This is a genomic window from Streptomyces sp. NPDC002088 (assembly GCF_040296605.1).
In the GTDB taxonomy this organism is placed as follows: domain Bacteria; phylum Actinomycetota; class Actinomycetes; order Streptomycetales; family Streptomycetaceae; genus Streptomyces.
Genome location: NZ_JBEOXO010000006.1, coordinates 197,350 through 214,093, shown reverse-complemented (window position 1 = coordinate 214,093; position 16,744 = coordinate 197,350). Strand labels below are relative to the sequence as shown.

Sequence of the window (16,744 nt, the reverse complement as noted above, 5' to 3'; positions counted from 1 at the left end):
CAGTGGAGGACGAGTGAGTGGGAAACCCGAACTGAAGGGGAGGGCCGCCCGTCTCGCGCGGCTCTTCCCGGCAGGTCCGCGCCGGGCGGCCCGGACCCCGTTCGTCCTCCTCGTCGTCCTCCTCCTCGGCGGCGGCCTCATCGGTCTCCTCGTGCTGAACTCGGCGCTCAGCGAAGGCTCGTTCAAGCTGGACGACCTCCAGACCGACACCAAGAAGCTCACCGACGAGGAACAGGCGCTCCAGCGCGACGTGGACTCCTACTCCGCCCCCGAGGCCCTCCAGCGCCGCGCCCGCGAACTCGGCATGGTCCCCGGCAGCGATCCGGCCTTCCTGAACCCGGACGGCACGGTGAAGGGCGTCCCCTCGGCCGCGGCCCAGCAGTCCTCGGTACAGATCCCGCTCGCGCTGCGCCCGCCGGAGACGGTCGCGTCCTCACCCGCCCCCAGCGTTCCGCCCACGCCCAGCGCGCCCCCCACCCCGACCACGACCCCCGGCAGGTGACGGAAGTGTCCGACAGGGAACCGCCACGCCGCCGTGTCCCCGGACCGGCTCGGCCCGCACGGCCGGGGGCCGGTCAGCGGCGGCCCGGGCCCGGGGCCCGGCCGGCTCGTCGGCCCGCTCCGGCCCGGCCCGCGGCACCGCAGGCGCTGCGGCTCGGGAGCCCCCGTCCCCGGCTGCGCATGGTCAGCCTCGCGCTGACCCTGGTGCTGATCGCGTTCGTCGTGCGGCTGCTTCAGGTGCAGGCCGTCGATGCCAGCGCGTATGCCGCCAAGGCCGAGCAGAACCGGTATGTCGTGCACACCCTGGCCGCCGAGCGCGGTGGAATCACCGACCGCAACGGCGTGGCGCTGGCGGCCAGCGTGGACGCGTACGACATCACCGCCGACCCCACGATGTTCACGCGCAAGCAGCTCAAGATCGGCGACGGGCCCGAGCAGGCGGCGGCGCTCCTCTCCCCGATCCTCGGCCTGGACCAGGCCGCGCTCACCGAGAAGCTCAGGCCCAAGGACAAGAAGCTCCAGTACGTCAAGCTCGCCGGCCGTCAGACCCCGCAGGTCTGGACGCAGATCAAGGACCTGAAGACCGCGCTCGCCAAGAAGGGGCAGACGGACGCGACCACCGTCAACGTCCTCGCCGGCGTCTTCGCCGACCCCACCAGCAAGCGTGTGTACCCCAACGGCGACCTCGCCGCCGGGATACTGGGCTGGGTCAACGCCGACGGCAAGGGTGGCGGCGGTGTCGAGCAGCAGCTGAACAAGCTGCTGACCGGCAAGGACGGCAAGATCCGTTACGCCCAGTCCGGCGGCCGGCAGGTGCCGACCGTGGGCTCCACCGAGACGCCCGCCGTGTCCGGCAGCGACGTCGAGCTCACCATCGACCGCGACATCCAGTGGGCCGCGCAGAACGCCATCACCGAGCAGGTGAAGAAGTCCAAGGCGGACCGCGGTTACGTGATCGTGCAGGACACCCGCACCGGCGAGATCCTGGCCATGGCCAACTCGCCCGGCTTCGACCCCAACGACCTCTCCGAGGCGAACCCGGACGCCCTGGGCAACGCGGCCCTGCAGGACGCCTTCGAACCCGGCTCCACCGCCAAGGTCATGTCGATGGCGGCCGTACTGGAGGAGAACGCCGCCACACCGCTGACGCACGTCACCGTCCCCAACCGGCTGCACCGCGGCGACCGGCTTTTCAAGGACGACATCGACCACCCGACCTGGTACCTGACGCTCAACGGCGTCCTGGCCAAGTCCAGCAACATCGGCACGATCCTCGCCACCGGCCAGCTCGGCAAGACGCAGCCCGAGGCCAACCAGGTCCTCTACTCCTACCTGCGCAAGTTCGGCATCGGCAGCTACACCGGACTCGACTTCCCCGGCGAGACGAAGGGCATCCTCGCGCCGGCGGACACGTGGTCGACGTCCCAGCAGTACACGATTCCTTTCGGCCAGGGCGTGTCCATCAACGCCATGCAGGCGGCCTCCGTCTACTCGACGATCGCCAACGGCGGCGTCCGCGTCGAGCCCACCCTCGTCCGCGGTACGAAGGGAGCGGACGGGCGCTTCACCCCCGCCGCGCAGCCCAAGAAGACCCGGGTCGTCAGTGCGAAGACGGCCAAGAGCCTCGCCCAGATGCTGGAGTCGGTCGTGGACGACGAACAGGGCACCGGCGCCAAGGCGCGTATCCCGGGCTACCGTGTCGCGGGCAAGACCGGTACGGCCAACCGCGTGGATCCGGCCACCGGCACGTACAAGGGATACACGTCGTCGTTCGCCGGATTCGCACCCGCGGACAACCCGCGCGTCACCGTCTACTGCGCGATCCAGAACGCCACCGAGGGCAGCTACTTCGGCGGTCAGATCTGCGGCCCCGTCTACAAGCAGGTCATGGAGTTCGCCCTGAAGACCCTCCAGGTCCCGCCCACCGGGGCGAAGGCCGCCAGCCTCCCCGTCTCCTTCACGCCCTGACCGGCACGGAAAACAGCACCGCAGCACCGAACCAGCCAGGAAAACAGACCGTGACCATGATCACTCCCCAGCCCGGCAGCCAAGGCGGGCCAAGCCCCTCGCTTCGCCCGCAGGCGGGTGCGCCCGGTACGCTCACCGCCGTGCCACACGCTGATCAGTCCCAAACCACCCAGAAGGGCGTTCCCGTGACATATCCGGGCCCGCCCCGGCCGGTCCAGGTCTCCGCCACACCCCTCGCGGAGCTCGCCGATCAGCTGGGCGCCACCACTCCGGACAATGCCGCCGAGGTCACGGGCATCACCCATGACTCGCGCGCCGTCCGCCCCGGCGACCTCTACGCCGCCCTGCCCGGCGCCCGCGCCCACGGCGCCGACTTCGTCGTACAGGCGGCCGGACTCGGCGCGGTCGCCGTACTGACCGACCCGGTCGGCGCCGACCGCGCCGCCGCCACCGGCCTGCCGGTCCTGGTCGCCGACGACCCGCGCGGGCGGATGGGCGAGCTGGCGGCCACGATCTATGGCAGCCCCGGCCAGGACCTGCTCCAGATCGGCATCACCGGCACCTCCGGCAAGACCACGACCGCCTACCTGGTCGAGGGCGGCCTGATGGCGGACCGCGCCACCGGACTGATCGGCACCGTCGAGATGCGCATCGGCGACGAGCGCATCAAGTCCGAGCGCACCACCCCCGAGGCCACCGACCTCCAGGCCCTGTTCGCCGTCATGCGCGAGCGCGGTGTCGAGGCGGTCGCCATGGAGGTCTCCAGCCACGCCCTGGTCCTCGGCCGGGTCGACGGCTGCGTCTTCGACATCGCCGTCTTCAACAACCTCAGCCCGGAACACATGGAGTTCCACTCCGACATGGAGGACTACTTCCGGGCCAAAGCGCAGCTTTTCACCCCTGAACGCAGCAAACTCGGCGTCGTCAACTTCGACGACGAGTACGGCCGCAGGCTGGCGCACGAGGCCACCGTCCCGGTCGTCACCTTCTCCGCCGAGGGCCACCCCGACGCCGACTGGCGTGCCGAGGACGTCCAGGTCGGCCCCATGGACTCGACGTTCACCGTGACCGGCCCCGAGGGGCAGCAGGTCGCCGCCAGGTCCCCGCTGCCGGGCCCCTTCAACGTCGCCAACACCCTCGCCGCGATCGTCGCCCTCGCCGTCGCGGGGCTCGACCCGCAGACCGCCGCCGACGGCGTCGCGGCGGTGCCGGGAGTGCCGGGCCGCCTGGAGCGCGTGGACGCCGGACAGCCGTATCTCGCGGTCGTCGACTACGCCCACAAGACCGACGCCGTCGAATCGGTGCTGCGCGCCCTGCGCAAGGTCACCAAGGGCCGGCTGCTCATCGTGCTCGGCTGCGGCGGCGACCGGGACAGGACCAAGCGGCAGCCGATGGGCGCCGCCGCGGCCCGGCTCGCCGACACCGCCGTACTGACCTCCGACAACCCCCGCTCCGAGGATCCCCTGGCGATCCTGGCGAGCATGCTCGAGGGCGCGGCGTCGGTACCCGCGCACGAGCGTGGCGAGGTGCTCCTCTTCGAGGACCGGGCCGCCGCGATCGCCGCCGCCGTCGCCCGCGCGCAGCCCGGGGACACCGTGCTGGTCGCGGGCAAGGGCCATGAGCAGGGCCAGGACATCGCCGGAGTGGTCCGTCCCTTCGACGACCGCCAGGTGCTTCGCGAAGCTATCCAGAAGACCCAGGGATGAACTTGTGATCGCCCTCTCCCTCGCCGAGATCTCAGCAGTCGTCGGCGGGCAGACGCACGACATACCGGATCCGTCCGTCCAGATCACCGGGCCGGTCGTCCGGGACTCCCGAGAGGTGGTGCCCGGCAGTCTCTTCGTCGCCTTCGCCGGCGAGCGCGTGGACGGCCACGACTTCGCGCAGGCGGTCGTCGGGGCCGGCGCGGCCGCCGTACTGGCGTCCCGGCCCGTCGGCGTCCCCGCGATCGTGGTCGAGGACGTCCAGACGGCCCTCGGCGCCCTCGCACGGCACGTCGTGCAGAAGCTCGGCACCACCCTCGTCGCCCTCACCGGCTCCGCGGGCAAGACCAGCACCAAGGACCTGATCGCCCAGGTACTCCGACGCAAGGCCCCCACGGTGTGGACCCCCGGCTCGCTCAACAACGAGATCGGGCTGCCGCTGACCGCGCTCAGCGCCACCGAGGAGACCAGGTTCCTCGTGTTGGAGATGGGCGCCCGCGGCATCGGCCACATCCGCTACCTGACGCACCTGACGCCTCCGAAGATCGGCCTCGTGCTGAACGTCGGCACCGCCCACATCGGCGAGTTCGGCGGCCGCGAGCAGATCGCCCTGGCGAAGGGCGAACTCGTGGAGGCGCTGCCCCCGTCGGAGGACGGCGGCGCCGCGATCCTCAACGCCGACGACCCGTTGGTACGGGCCATGGCCTCCCGTACGAAGGCGAAGGTGGTCCTTTTCGGAGAGTCCGACGAAGCGGACGTACGCGCCGAGAACGTGCGACTCACGGACAGCGGACAGCCTTCCTTCAGCCTTCACACACCCTCCGGGTGCAGTGATGTGACCATGCGCCTGTACGGTGAGCACCACGTGTCGAACGCGCTCGCCGCGGCCGCCGTCGCCCATGAGCTGGGCATGTCCGCGGAAGAGATCGCCACCGCGCTTTCCGAGGCGGGCTCCCTCTCCCGCTGGCGGATGGAGGTCACCGAGCGCCCGGACGGCGTGACGATCGTCAACGACGCCTACAACGCGAACCCCGAGTCCATGCGAGCCGCTTTGCGTGCGCTTGCGGCCATGGGCAAGGGGCGGCGGACCTGGGCGGTGCTCGGCAAGATGGCCGAGCTCGGGGACGAGGCGCTCGCCGAGCACGACGCGGTCGGACGGCTCGCCGTCCGGCTCAATGTCGGCAAGCTCGTCGCGGTCGGGGGCAGGGAAGCCGCCTGGCTGCAATTGGGCGCATACAACGAGGGTTCGTGGGGTGAGGAGTCGGTGCACGTGTCCGACGCACAGGCGGCTGTCGACCTGTTGCGCAGCGAGTTGCGCCCGGGGGACGTCGTACTCGTGAAGGCGTCCCGTTCGGTCGGCCTCGAGAGCGTGGCGCAGGCGCTGCTCGAGTCCGGGGCCGAGGGTGAGGTTGCCGCCCGATGATGAAGCAGATCCTGTTCTCAGGAGTCATTGGCCTCTTCCTGACCCTGGTCGGCACCCCGCTGCTGATCAAGCTCCTCGCCCGCAAGGGCTACGGCCAGTACATCCGGGACGACGGCCCGCGCGAGCACGCCAGCAAGCGCGGTACGCCGACGATGGGCGGTATCGCCTTCATCTTCGCGACGGTCGCCGCGTACTTCCTGTCCAAGGTCATCACCGGCTACCCGCCGACCTACTCGGGTCTGCTGGTGCTCGGCCTGATGGTCGGCATGGGTCTGGTCGGCTTCCTCGACGACTACATCAAGATCGTCAAGCGGCGTTCGCTGGGCCTGCGGGCCAAGGCGAAGATGGCCGGCCAGCTGATCGTCGGCATCAGTTTCGCGGTGCTCGCCCTGCAGTTCCAGGACGCCCGCGGCAACACCCCGGCCTCCACCAAGCTGTCGTTCATCACGGACTTCGGCTGGTCGATCGGCCCGGTGCTGTTCGTCGTCTGGGCGCTGTTCATGATCCTCGCGATGTCGAACGGCGTGAACCTGACCGACGGTCTGGACGGTCTCGCCACCGGTGCCTCGGTGCTGGTCTTCGGTGCCTACACGTTCATCGGCGTCTGGCAGTTCCAGGAGTCCTGCGCCAACGCGCAGACCCTCACCAACCCGAACGCCTGCTACGAGGTGCGTGATCCCCTCGACCTGGCGGTCGTCGCCTCGGCGCTGATGGGTGCCTGCCTCGGCTTCCTGTGGTGGAACACCTCGCCGGCCAAGATCTTCATGGGTGACACCGGTTCGCTCGCCCTCGGCGGTGTCCTCACGGGCCTGGCCATCCTCTCCCGCACGGAGCTGCTGGTGGCCATCATGGGCGGCCTGTTCGTCCTCATCACCATGTCGGTCGTCATCCAGGTCGGCTCCTTCAAGCTCACCGGGAAGCGCGTCTTCCGAATGGCGCCACTCCAGCACCACTTCGAACTCAAAGGCTGGTCCGAGGTACTTGTGGTGGTCCGTTTCTGGATCATCCAGGGCATCTGTGTGATCGTCGGACTGGGCCTCTTCTACGCGGGATGGGCAGCGGACAAGTGACCGACTGGCAGGGGAAGAACGTCACCGTCGCCGGGCTCGGCGTCTCCGGCGTCCCGGCGGCCAAGGTGCTGCACGGGCTGGGCGCGAAGGTCACCGTCGTCAACGACGGCGACGACGCACGCGCGCGTGCCCAGGCCGCCGAACTGGAGGCGCTCGGCATCACCGTGCGCCTCGGTGACGGGGACACCCTGCCCGAAGGAACCCAACTCGTCGTCACCGCGCCCGGCTGGAAGCCGGACAAGCCGCTGTTCGCCGCGGCCGCCGACGCCGGCGTGCCCGTCTGGGGCGACGTCGAACTTGCGTGGCGGCTGCGCGGCCCCGACGCGGCGCCCTGGCTGGCCGTCACCGGCACCAACGGCAAGACCACGACCGTCCAGATGCTCGCCTCCATCCTGAAGGCGGCGGGCCTGCGTACGGCCGCCGTCGGCAACATCGGCGTCTCGCTGCTGGACGCGGTCCTCGGCGACGAGGAGTACGACGTCCTCGCGGTCGAACTGTCCAGCTACCAGCTCCACTGGGCGCCCTCCCTGCGCGCCCACTCCGCCGTCGTCCTCAATCTCGCCCCCGACCACCTCGACTGGCACGGCTCCATGGAGGCGTACGCCGCCGACAAGGGCCGTATCTACGAGGGCAATCGCATCGCCTGCGTCTACAACGTCGCCGACAAGGCCACCGAGGACCTGGTGCGCGAGGCGGACGTCGAGGAGGGCTGCCGGGCCATCGGCTTCACCCTCGGCACGCCCGGGCCGTCCCAACTCGGCGTGGTGGAGGGCATTCTGGTCGACCGCGCCTTCGTGGAGAACCGGCAGAAGAACGCCCAGGAGCTGGCGGAGGTGTCGGACGTCAATCCGCCGGCCCCGCACAACATCGCCAACGCCCTTGCGGCGGCGGCCCTCGCGCGCGCCTTCGGGGTGCCCGCCACGGCCGTACGGGACGGGCTGCGGGCCTTCACACCGGACGCCCATCGCATCGCGCACGTGGCCGACGTGGACGGGGTCGCGTACATCGACGACTCCAAGGCGACCAACACGCACGCGGCGGAAGCCTCTTTGGCGGCGTACGAGTCGATCGTCTGGATCGCGGGCGGACTGGCGAAGGGCGCGACCTTCGACGAGCTCGTCGCCAAGTCGGCAAAGCGACTTCGTGGAGTCGTGCTCATCGGCGCGGACCGCGCCCTGATCCGTGAAGCCCTGCTGCGACACGCCCCGGAAGTACCCGTCGTCGACCTCGACCGGACAGACACTGGGGCGATGCTCGCGGCTGTCCGGGAAGCGCAGCGGCTCGCCGCCGCCGGCGACACGGTGCTGCTGGCCCCGGCCTGCGCCTCCATGGACATGTTCGCCAACTACAACAAGCGCGGTGACGCGTTCGCGGAGGCGGTTCGCGAACTCGGAGCCTGACCGGCCGCCTGCCGGGCGACTTTGGGAGGGACGCGTGGGACCGTCGAGGCCGATGTACAGCGGAGGTACCGATGCCCGCTAGCCGCACCGGCCGACCGCCCGTGCCGCGGGCCGCACGCAGGCCCGCCGGCTCCCGGCCCCCGCGCAACAACCCCGTACGCGTTCTCCATCTGCGCGTGCGCAGAGCGTGGGACCGGCCGCTGACCGCGTACTACCTGATCCTCGGCGGCAGTCTGCTGATCACCGTGCTCGGTCTGGTGATGGTCTACTCGGCCTCCCAGATCACGGCGTTGCAGATGGCGCTGCCGGGGTCGTTCTTCTTCCGCAAACAGTTCCTGGCCGCCTCCATCGGCGCCGGACTGCTGCTGATCGCGTCCCGGATGCCGGTGAAGCTGCACCGCGCGCTGGCCTACCCGATCCTGGCCGGAGCCGTCTTCCTGATGGCGCTGGTGCAGGTGCCGGGGATAGGAGTCGCGGTCAACGGCAACCAGAACTGGATCTCCCTCGGCGGCTCCTTCCAGATCCAGCCCAGTGAGTTCGGCAAGCTCGCGCTGGTGCTGTGGGGCGCGGACCTGATCGCGCGCAAGCAGGACAAGAAGCTGCTGGCCCAGTGGAAGCACATGCTGGTGCCGCTCGTCCCGGTGGCCTTCCTGCTGCTCGGGCTGATCATGCTCGGCGGCGACATGGGCACCGCGATCATCCTGACGGCGATCCTGTTCGGGCTGCTGTGGCTGGCGGGCGCGCCGACCCGGCTGTTCGTGGGGGTGCTGTCGATCGCGGCCACGATCGGTGTGATCCTTATCAAGACGAGCCCGAACCGTATGGCCCGGCTCTCCTGCATCGGCGCCACCGAGCCGCAGAGCGGTCCCGTGGACTGCTGGCAGGCCGTGCACGGGATCTACGCCCTCGCATCCGGCGGAATTTTTGGTTCCGGGCTCGGTGCGAGTGTGGAGAAATGGGGTCAACTCCCCGAAGCGCACACCGACTTCATCTTCGCCGTCACCGGTGAGGAACTGGGCCTGGCGGGGACACTGTCGGTGCTCGCCCTGTTCGCGGCTCTAGGCTATGCGGGTATCCGCGTGGCCGGACGCACGGAGGACCCCTTCGTCAGGTATGCCGCGGGAGGCGTGACCACCTGGATCGTCGCACAGGCGGTGATCAACATCGGTGCGGTGCTCGGCCTGCTGCCGATCGCCGGCGTTCCCCTCCCGCTGTTCTCCTACGGGGGATCCGCCCTGCTGCCGACCATGTTCGCCATCGGGTTGCTGATCGCCTTCGCGCGCGACGAGCCTGCTGCGCGGGCAGCGCTTGCGATGCGGCAGCCCCGCTTTGGTAGAAAGCGGGCTGGAGGCCCTGTGCCCGACCGGGGGCCTCGGAGATGGAACACGATGAGACGGCGTGCCTCGGCGGCGCGCTCGTCCGGAGAGCGGTGAATTTCGGTGCATGTCGTACTCGCTGGTGGGGGGACCGCCGGCCACATCGAGCCCGCGCTCGCCCTCGCGGACGCCCTGCGCAGGCAGGACCCCACCGTGGGGATCACGGCCCTGGGCACGGAGCGGGGCCTGGAGACCAGGCTCGTACCGGAGCGGGGCTATGAGCTCGCGCTGATCCCCGCGGTGCCGCTGCCGCGCAGGCCGACCCCCGAGCTGATCACCGTCCCGGGCCGGCTGCGCGGCACGATCAAGGCGGCCGAGCAGATCCTGGAGCGCACCAAGGCGGACGCCGTCGTCGGCTTCGGCGGCTACGTCGCCCTGCCCGGCTACCTCGCCGCCAAGCGCCTCGGTGTGCCGATCGTGATCCACGAGGCCAACGCCCGCCCCGGCCTGGCCAACAAGATCGGCTCCCGCTACGCCGCCCAGGTCGCCGTCTCCACCCCGGACAGCAAGCTCCGGGGCGCCCGCTACATCGGCATCCCCCTGCGCCGCTCCATCGCCACCCTCGACCGGGCCGCCGTACGCCCGCAGGCCCGTGCGGCGTTCGGGCTCGACCCCAACCTGCCGACGCTGCTCGTCTCCGGCGGCTCGCAGGGCGCCCGCCGGCTCAACGAGGTGGTCCAGCAGGTCGCTCCCTGGCTGCAGCAGGCGGGCATCCAGATCCTGCACGCGGTCGGCCCGAAGAACGAACTGCCGCAAGTGCACCAGATGCCCGGGATGCCCCCCTACATCCCGGTACCGTACGTGGACCGGATGGATCTCGCGTACGCCGCGGCCGACATGATGCTCTGCCGTGCGGGCGCGATGACCGTCGCCGAACTCTCCGCCGTCGGACTTCCGGCCGCCTACGTCCCGCTGCCCATCGGCAACGGCGAACAGCGGTTGAACGCCCAGCCGGTGGTCAAGGCCGGTGGCGGCCTCCTCGTCGACGACGCGGAACTGACGCCCGAGTGGGTGCGGGAGACCGTCCTGCCCGTGCTCGCCGACCCGCACCGGCTGTACGAGATGTCCCGCGCCGCCAGCGAGTTCGGCCGCCGGGACGCCGACGACCTGCTCGTCGGCATGGTGTACGAGGCGATTGCCTCGCGTCGTTAGGCGTATGTGACGAAAGGGTAGGGAGTGTGGCCGGACCCACCACCGCCGAACGCGGTGAACGCCAGCAGGAGTCGTCCGGCCCGCCCCTCGTCCGGAGGTTCGGGCGGCGTCGGCTTCGTGTGATCATCATCCTTGTGCTCGGCTCCCTCCTCGGAGCGGGCTGCGTCTGGGTGTTGTACGGCTCGCAGTGGCTGCGCGCGGAGCGCGTCTCGGTCTCGGGCACCCGCGTTCTGACGCCGGAACAGGTGCGCGAGGCGGCTGGCGTTCCGGTCGGGGCACCGTTGATTTCGGTCGACACCGATGCGATCGAGGCGCGACTGCGCCGGAAATTGCCCCGAATTGACTCGGTTGACGTGTTCCGTTCCTGGCCCCATGGAATCGGGCTGAAAGTGACCGAGCGTTCTCCGGTCGTGGTTGTCCGGAAGGGCACCGCTTTCGTCGAAGTGGACGACGAAGGCGTCCGTTTCGCCACGGTTTCTGATGCTCCGAAAGGCCTTCCGACGCTGGAATTGACGGTATCCCGGTCGGATTCGTCCGCCGCCAGTCTGCGGCGCTTCGGCGAGGACCGGCTGGTGCGGGAGGCCGTCCGCGTCGTCGCCGGGGACATTCCGGCCGCCGTCGCGCGCGAGACCCGGATCGTCAAGGTGCGTTCCTACGACGACATCTCGCTGGAGTTGAGCGGCGGCCGGACCGTCGCGTGGGGGAGTGGCGAGAAGGGCCGAGCGAAGGCCCGTACCCTGACCGCCCTGATGAAAGCGGCGCCCGGTGCGCGGCACTTCGATGTCAGCACCCCCACCGCCCCTGCGTCAGCGGGGAGTTGACGCACATCAGCGCAGGCCAGCACCCTGGTTGGGCAGCGCTACGCCTGATCACATAGGGTGAAAAGAAAAACGGGAGGTTCGGCGTGTTCGTTGAACGTGCGCCACTTGTCGACTTAGTGTCCTGTTCAGAAGACTCCAGGGAACGGACACACTGGTAACCCTAAACTTCAGGGTTAGGGTTCGGGTCGGCGCTACGGACCGTCCCATTCGGCATCAGTCGTCGGATCGCAACACGGCGAGGCGGCGACACGTAACTCGAGGCGAGAGGCCTTCGACGTGGCAGCACCGCAGAACTACCTCGCAGTCATCAAAGTCATCGGTGTCGGCGGCGGTGGTGTCAATGCCATCAACCGGATGATCGAGGTCGGTCTCAAGGGCGTCGAGTTCATCGCCATCAACACCGACGCGCAGGCGCTGTTGATGAGCGACGCCGACGTCAAGCTCGACGTCGGCCGCGAACTCACCCGCGGACTCGGCGCCGGCGCCAACCCGGCCGTCGGCCGCAAGGCAGCCGAGGATCACCGCGAGGAGATCGAGGAGGTCCTCAAGGGGGCCGACATGGTCTTCGTGACGGCCGGCGAGGGCGGCGGCACCGGCACCGGCGGCGCGCCCGTCGTGGCCAACATCGCCCGCTCGCTCGGCGCCCTCACCATCGGCGTGGTCACGCGCCCGTTCACCTTCGAGGGACGGCGCCGCGCGAACCAGGCCGAGGACGGCATCGCCGAACTCCGCGAAGAGGTCGACACCCTCATCGTCATCCCGAACGACCGGCTGCTCTCCATCTCGGACCGCCAGGTCTCCGTGCTCGACGCGTTCAAGTCGGCGGACCAGGTCCTGCTCTCCGGTGTTCAGGGCATCACGGACCTCATCACCACCCCCGGTCTGATCAACCTCGACTTCGCCGACGTCAAGTCGGTCATGTCCGAGGCCGGTTCGGCCCTCATGGGCATCGGCTCGGCCCGCGGCGACGACCGCGCGGTGGCCGCGGCCGAGATGGCGATCTCCTCGCCGCTGCTCGAGGCGTCCATCGACGGCGCCCGGGGCGTGCTGCTCTCCATCTCCGGCGGCTCCGACCTCGGTCTGTTCGAGATCAATGAGGCCGCCCAGCTGGTCAGCGAGGCCGCCCACCCCGAGGCGAACATCATCTTCGGCGCGGTCATCGACGACGCCCTGGGTGACGAGGTGCGGGTCACGGTGATCGCGGCCGGCTTCGACGGCGGGCAGCCGCCGGCCCGCCGGGACACCGTCATCGGTTCGTCCTCGTCCTCGGCCAGGCGCGAGGAGCCCACTCCGGTACGGCAGCCCGAGAGCCGCCCGAGCTTCGGCTCGCTCGGCAGCGTCACGCCCAAGGAGGAGCCGGAGCCCGCGCCGGAGCCGGTGCAGGACCTCCCGGTCGGCCCGCCGGTCCCGCCGTCGCGCAGCTACTCGGACAGCGCGGCCGAGGAGCTGGACGTGCCGGACTTCCTGAAGTGATAGGGCAGCGCTCCGGAACGAGCACTGTGAACGGCGCGCACTTCGCCTTCACCGACCGGTGGGGCGGGGTGAGCGCCGTTCCGTACGAGGACCTCAACCTCGGCGGCGCGGTCGGCGACGACCCCGACGCCGTACGTACCAACCGCGAGTTGGCGGCGAAGTCGCTGGGGCTCGACCCGGCCCAGGTGGTCTGGATGAACCAGGTGCACGGGCCGGACGTGGCGGTGGTGGACGGGCCTTGGGGCTCCGCCGCCGAGATTCCGTCGGTCGACGCGATCGTCACCGCCCGCCGCGGACTGGCTCTCGCCGTCCTCACCGCCGACTGCACGCCCGTTCTGCTCGCCGACCCGGTTGCCGGAATCGCCGCCGCGGCCCACGCGGGCCGGCCCGGCATGGTCGCCGGGGTCGTCCCCGCCGCCGTACGGGCCATGGTGGAACTCGGCGCCGAGCCGGGCCGGATCGTCGCCCGGACCGGACCCGCCGTCTGCGGCCGGTGCTACGAAGTGCCGGAGGCGATGCGTACCGAGGTCGCAGCCGTCGAACCGGCGGCGCACTCCGAGACGAGCTGGGGCACTCCCGCGGTCGACGTGACCGCCGGAGTGCACACGCAGCTCGAACGGCTCGGGGTGCACAACCGGGAGCAGTCGCCGGTGTGCACGCTCGAGTCCGGCGACCACTTCTCGTACCGCCGCGACCGCACCACGGGGCGGCTCGCGAGCTATGTCTGGCTGGACTGATGGGACATGACGGACCGTAAGCGCGAACTCGCCGCAAATCTGGCGAATGTGGAACAGCGCATCGCCGCCGCGTGCGCGGCCGCGGGCCGCAAGCGCGAGGAAGTGACCCTGATCGTGGTCACCAAGACCTACCCCGCGAGTGATGTGCGGGTCCTGTCGGAACTCGGCGTGCGTCATGTGGCCGAGAACCGGGACCAGGACGCGGCGCCCAAGGCCGCCGAGTGCTCGGATTTGCCCCTTACTTGGCACTTTGTCGGCCAGTTGCAGACCAACAAGGTGCGATCCGTGGTCGGTTACGCGGGTGTCGTGCAGTCAGTCGACCGAGCCAGGCTCGTGACGGCCCTGTCGAAGGAGGCCGTACGCGCCGGGCGCGAGCTGGGGTGCCTCATCCAGGTCGCCCTCGATGCGGGAGAGGGCGCGAGAGGTGAGCGGGGTGGCGTGGCGCCCGCCGGAATCGAAGAGTTGGCCGATCTCGTCGCCGCGGCTCCGGGGCTGCGGCTTGACGGACTGATGACCGTCGCTCCACTCGCCGGGGAGTACGCGGGGCGCCAACGGGCGGCGTTCGAGCGGTTGATGGATTTGTCGACTGACCTGCGCCGAGCCCATCCGGCTGCGAACATGGTCTCGGCAGGGATGAGTGCGGACCTCGAGGAGGCTGTGGCTGCCGGGGCGACACATGTGCGCGTCGGCACTGCGGTACTCGGCGTCCGCCCCAGGCTCGGGTAACGTCGCCAGGAAGTCGGACCACAGCAGAAAATATGGTCATTACCGCCGATAGGCGGGTGTAAGGGCCACGTGGATCGCGGGACTTGGCAGTCGTCAGCGGATCCACCACAGAGCGGAGGACTCAGAGCATGGCCGGCGCGATGCGCAAGATGGCGGTCTACCTCGGCCTCGTGGAGGACGATGGGTACGACGGCCGGGGCTTCGACCCCGACGACGACTTCGAACCCGAACTGGACCCGGAGCTCGAGCGGGACCACCGGCGGCACGAGCCGTCACACCAGTTGCACGGCGCACATCAGTCCCAAAGGGACGAACCGGTGCGAGTGGTGCAACCTCCCGCGCCGCGCGACCCGGTGCCCCGTTCCGCTTCGCTCGCCGCGGAATCCGGGCGTCCGGCGCGCATCGCGCCCGTGGCATCCATCACACAAGAACGTCAGAGCCTGGAGAAGAACGCCCCGGTGATCATGCCCAAGGTTGTGTCGGAACGAGAGCCGTACCGGATCACCACACTTCACCCTCGGACCTACAACGAGGCCCGTACCATCGGGGAACACTTCCGTGAGGGCACGCCGGTGATCATGAATCTGACTGAGATGGATGACACAGACGCGAAGCGACTTGTCGACTTTGCGGCCGGTTTGGTGTTTGGTCTTCACGGCAGCATCGAGCGGGTGACGCAGAAGGTGTTCCTGTTGTCGCCTGCTAACGTCGATGTCACGGCGGAGGACAAGGCCCGCATCGCAGAGGGCGGGTTCTTCAACCAGAGCTGAGACGCGGGACCGGAACGAAGTACGGAACAGGGGAGAGGGAAGCACCAGTCATGAGCGTGTTCGCGCAGGTGGTTTACTACGCGCTGCTGCTTTTCCTCGTCATTCTCATCTTCCGGCTGGTCATGGACTACGTCTTCCAGTTCGCCCGCTCGTGGCAACCCGGCAAGGCGATGGTGGTCGTTCTGGAGGCCACCTACACTGTCACCGATCCACCGCTGAAGCTTCTGCGGCGGTTCATCCCGCCGCTGCGTCTCGGGGGCGTGGCGCTAGACCTGTCCTTCTTCGTACTGATGATCATCGTCTACATTCTGATCTCCGTCGTGGGAAGTCTCGCGAGGTGACTGTGGACGATACGGTCTTGCCGACTGCCGATGACTACGTTGAGGTGAAGAGATGCCGTTGACCCCCGAGGACGTGCGGAACAAGCAGTTCACGACCGTCCGCCTCCGAGAAGGCTATGACGAGGACGAGGTCGATGCCTTCCTCGACGAGGTCGAAGCCGAACTGACCCGCCTGCTCCGCGAGAACGAGGACCTGCGCGCCAAGCTGGCCGCGGCCACGCGTGCTGCTGCCCAGAACCAGCAGAACATGCGCAAGCCCCCGGAGCCGCAGGACCAGCAGCAGGGAATGCCCCAGCAGGGAATGCCCCAGCAAGGCATGCCTCAGCAGGGAATGCCCCAGCAGGGAATGCCTCAGCAGGGCATGCGCGGTCCCGGCGCTCCGGTACCCGCCGGCATATCGGGCCCGCCGCAGCAGCAGATGGGTGGCCCCATGGGAGGCCCGCCCCAGCTGCCTAGCGGTGCGCCGCAGCTGCCCGCCGGCCCCGGTGGCGGTCAGGGCGGCCCGCAGGGTCCCGGCCCGATGGGTCAGGGGCCGATGGGGCAGGGCCCGATGGGTCAGGGCCCCATGGGTCAGGGCCCGATGGGTGGCCAGTCCCCCATGCAGCAGCAGATGGGTGGCCCGATGGGCGGCCCCATGGGTGGCCCGATGGGCGGCCCCGGTCAGGGCCCCGGTGGCGACAGTGCCGCCCGTGTCCTCTCGCTGGCCCAGCAGACCGCCGACCAGGCGATCGCCGAGGCCCGTTCCGAAGCCAACAAGATCGTCGGCGAGGCCCGCAGCCGCGCCGAGGGTCTCGAGCGTGACGCCCGTGCCAAGGCCGACGCCCTGGAGCGGGACGCGCAGGAGAAGCACCGCGTCGCGATGGGCTCCCTGGAGTCCGCCCGCGCCACGCTGGAGCGCAAGGTCGAGGACCTGCGCGGCTTCGAGCGCGAGTACCGCACGCGCCTGAAGTCCTACCTGGAGTCGCAGCTGCGCCAGTTGGAGACCCAGGCCGACGACTCTCTCGCCCCGCCGCGCACCCCGGCGACGGCCTCTCTCCCGCCGTCCCCGGCGCCTTCCATGGCACCGGCCGGCGCGAGCGCCCCGTCGTACGGCACCAGCCAGGGCATGGGTGGCGGGCCGAGTCCCGCTGGCCCGTCCTACGGCGGCCAGCAGCAGATGACGCCGGCCATGACTCAGCCCATGGCGCCGGTGCGGCCGCAGGGTCCGTCGCCGATGGGCCAGGCGCCCTCGCCGATGCGCGGGTTCCTGATCGACGAGGACGACAACTGACGGCCTCTAGTAC

Annotated in this window: 15 protein-coding genes; all 15 read left to right on the top strand. The window is 69.8% G+C overall.

Going from position 1 to position 16,744, the window contains the following annotated elements:
• Positions 1–13: 13 nt before the first annotated feature.
• Entirely contained in the window at positions 14–502 is a 489-nt protein-coding gene (ftsL, locus tag ABT114_RS15325) for a cell division protein FtsL (RefSeq protein ID WP_351142584.1), read from the top strand.
• A gap of 5 nt (positions 503–507) precedes the next feature.
• Positions 508–2,469 (top strand): peptidoglycan D,D-transpeptidase FtsI family protein, encoded by a 1,962-nt coding sequence (locus ABT114_RS15320; protein WP_351142582.1) that lies wholly within the window; start codon positions 508–510, stop codon positions 2,467–2,469.
• Between the two features lie 50 nt (positions 2,470–2,519).
• Positions 2,520–4,175, top strand: coding sequence for a UDP-N-acetylmuramoyl-L-alanyl-D-glutamate--2,6-diaminopimelate ligase (locus ABT114_RS15315; RefSeq protein ID WP_351142580.1), 1,656 nt, complete (start codon positions 2,520–2,522; stop codon positions 4,173–4,175).
• A gap of 4 nt (positions 4,176–4,179) precedes the next feature.
• Entirely contained in the window at positions 4,180–5,595 is a 1,416-nt protein-coding gene (locus tag ABT114_RS15310; protein WP_351142578.1) for a UDP-N-acetylmuramoyl-tripeptide--D-alanyl-D-alanine ligase, read from the top strand.
• Positions 5,592–6,665: a phospho-N-acetylmuramoyl-pentapeptide-transferase gene (gene mraY / locus ABT114_RS15305; RefSeq protein WP_351142576.1), complete on the top strand. Its 1,074-nt coding sequence runs from the start codon at positions 5,592–5,594 to the stop codon at positions 6,663–6,665. Before ABT114_RS15310 ends, mraY begins: the two co-directional genes overlap by 4 nt.
• Positions 6,647–8,065, top strand: coding sequence for a UDP-N-acetylmuramoyl-L-alanine--D-glutamate ligase (gene murD, locus ABT114_RS15300; protein ID WP_351142574.1), 1,419 nt, complete (start codon positions 6,647–6,649; stop codon positions 8,063–8,065). Before mraY ends, murD begins: the two co-directional genes overlap by 19 nt.
• Positions 8,066–8,136: 71 nt before the next feature.
• Positions 8,137–9,498 (top strand): putative lipid II flippase FtsW, encoded by a 1,362-nt coding sequence (gene ftsW / locus ABT114_RS15295; RefSeq protein ID WP_351142572.1) that lies wholly within the window; start codon positions 8,137–8,139, stop codon positions 9,496–9,498.
• 6 nt (positions 9,499–9,504) lie between these two features.
• A complete protein-coding gene (murG, locus tag ABT114_RS15290) occupies positions 9,505–10,593 on the top strand; it encodes an undecaprenyldiphospho-muramoylpentapeptide beta-N-acetylglucosaminyltransferase (RefSeq protein ID WP_351142570.1) in 1,089 nt (362 codons plus the stop codon).
• 26 nt (positions 10,594–10,619) lie between these two features.
• Positions 10,620–11,414 (top strand): cell division protein FtsQ/DivIB, encoded by a 795-nt coding sequence (locus tag ABT114_RS15285; protein ID WP_351142567.1) that lies wholly within the window; start codon positions 10,620–10,622, stop codon positions 11,412–11,414.
• A 276-nt stretch (positions 11,415–11,690) separates the two neighbouring features.
• Complete coding sequence (gene ftsZ, locus ABT114_RS15280; RefSeq protein WP_351142564.1) at positions 11,691–12,887, top strand: cell division protein FtsZ; 1,197 nt, start codon at positions 11,691–11,693, stop codon at positions 12,885–12,887.
• Positions 12,884–13,624: a peptidoglycan editing factor PgeF gene (gene pgeF, locus ABT114_RS15275; protein WP_351142562.1), complete on the top strand. Its 741-nt coding sequence runs from the start codon at positions 12,884–12,886 to the stop codon at positions 13,622–13,624. The genes ftsZ and pgeF overlap by 4 nt, the downstream gene beginning before the upstream one ends.
• Before the next feature lie 6 nt (positions 13,625–13,630).
• A complete protein-coding gene (locus tag ABT114_RS15270) occupies positions 13,631–14,350 on the top strand; it encodes a YggS family pyridoxal phosphate-dependent enzyme (protein ID WP_351142560.1) in 720 nt (239 codons plus the stop codon).
• A 128-nt stretch (positions 14,351–14,478) separates the two neighbouring features.
• Complete coding sequence (locus tag ABT114_RS15265) at positions 14,479–15,120, top strand: cell division protein SepF (protein WP_351142558.1); 642 nt, start codon at positions 14,479–14,481, stop codon at positions 15,118–15,120.
• A 50-nt stretch (positions 15,121–15,170) separates the two neighbouring features.
• A complete protein-coding gene (locus ABT114_RS15260) occupies positions 15,171–15,461 on the top strand; it encodes a YggT family protein (protein WP_351142556.1) in 291 nt (96 codons plus the stop codon).
• A gap of 52 nt (positions 15,462–15,513) precedes the next feature.
• Positions 15,514–16,731 carry a DivIVA domain-containing protein gene (locus ABT114_RS15255; protein ID WP_351142554.1) on the top strand — a complete coding sequence of 406 codons (1,218 nt, stop codon included), beginning with the start codon at positions 15,514–15,516 and terminating at the stop codon, positions 16,729–16,731.
• Positions 16,732–16,744 lie beyond the last annotated feature (13 nt).

Excerpts from the sequence above, each read along its gene's own strand:
- ABT114_RS15270 (WP_351142560.1), top strand. The coding sequence starts at position 13,631 with ATGACGGACCGTAAGCGCGAACTCGCCGCAAATCTGGCGAATGTGGAA.
- mraY (WP_351142576.1), top strand. The coding sequence starts at position 5,592 with ATGATGAAGCAGATCCTGTTCTCAGGAGTCATTGGCCTCTTCCTGACC.
- ABT114_RS15255 (WP_351142554.1), top strand. The coding sequence starts at position 15,514 with ATGCCGTTGACCCCCGAGGACGTGCGGAACAAGCAGTTCACGACCGTC.
- murD (WP_351142574.1), top strand. The coding sequence starts at position 6,647 with ATGGGCAGCGGACAAGTGACCGACTGGCAGGGGAAGAACGTCACCGTC.
- ABT114_RS15265 (WP_351142558.1), top strand. The coding sequence starts at position 14,479 with ATGGCCGGCGCGATGCGCAAGATGGCGGTCTACCTCGGCCTCGTGGAG.
- ABT114_RS15260 (WP_351142556.1), top strand. The coding sequence starts at position 15,171 with ATGAGCGTGTTCGCGCAGGTGGTTTACTACGCGCTGCTGCTTTTCCTC.
- ftsW (WP_351142572.1), top strand. The coding sequence starts at position 8,137 with ATGCCCGCTAGCCGCACCGGCCGACCGCCCGTGCCGCGGGCCGCACGC.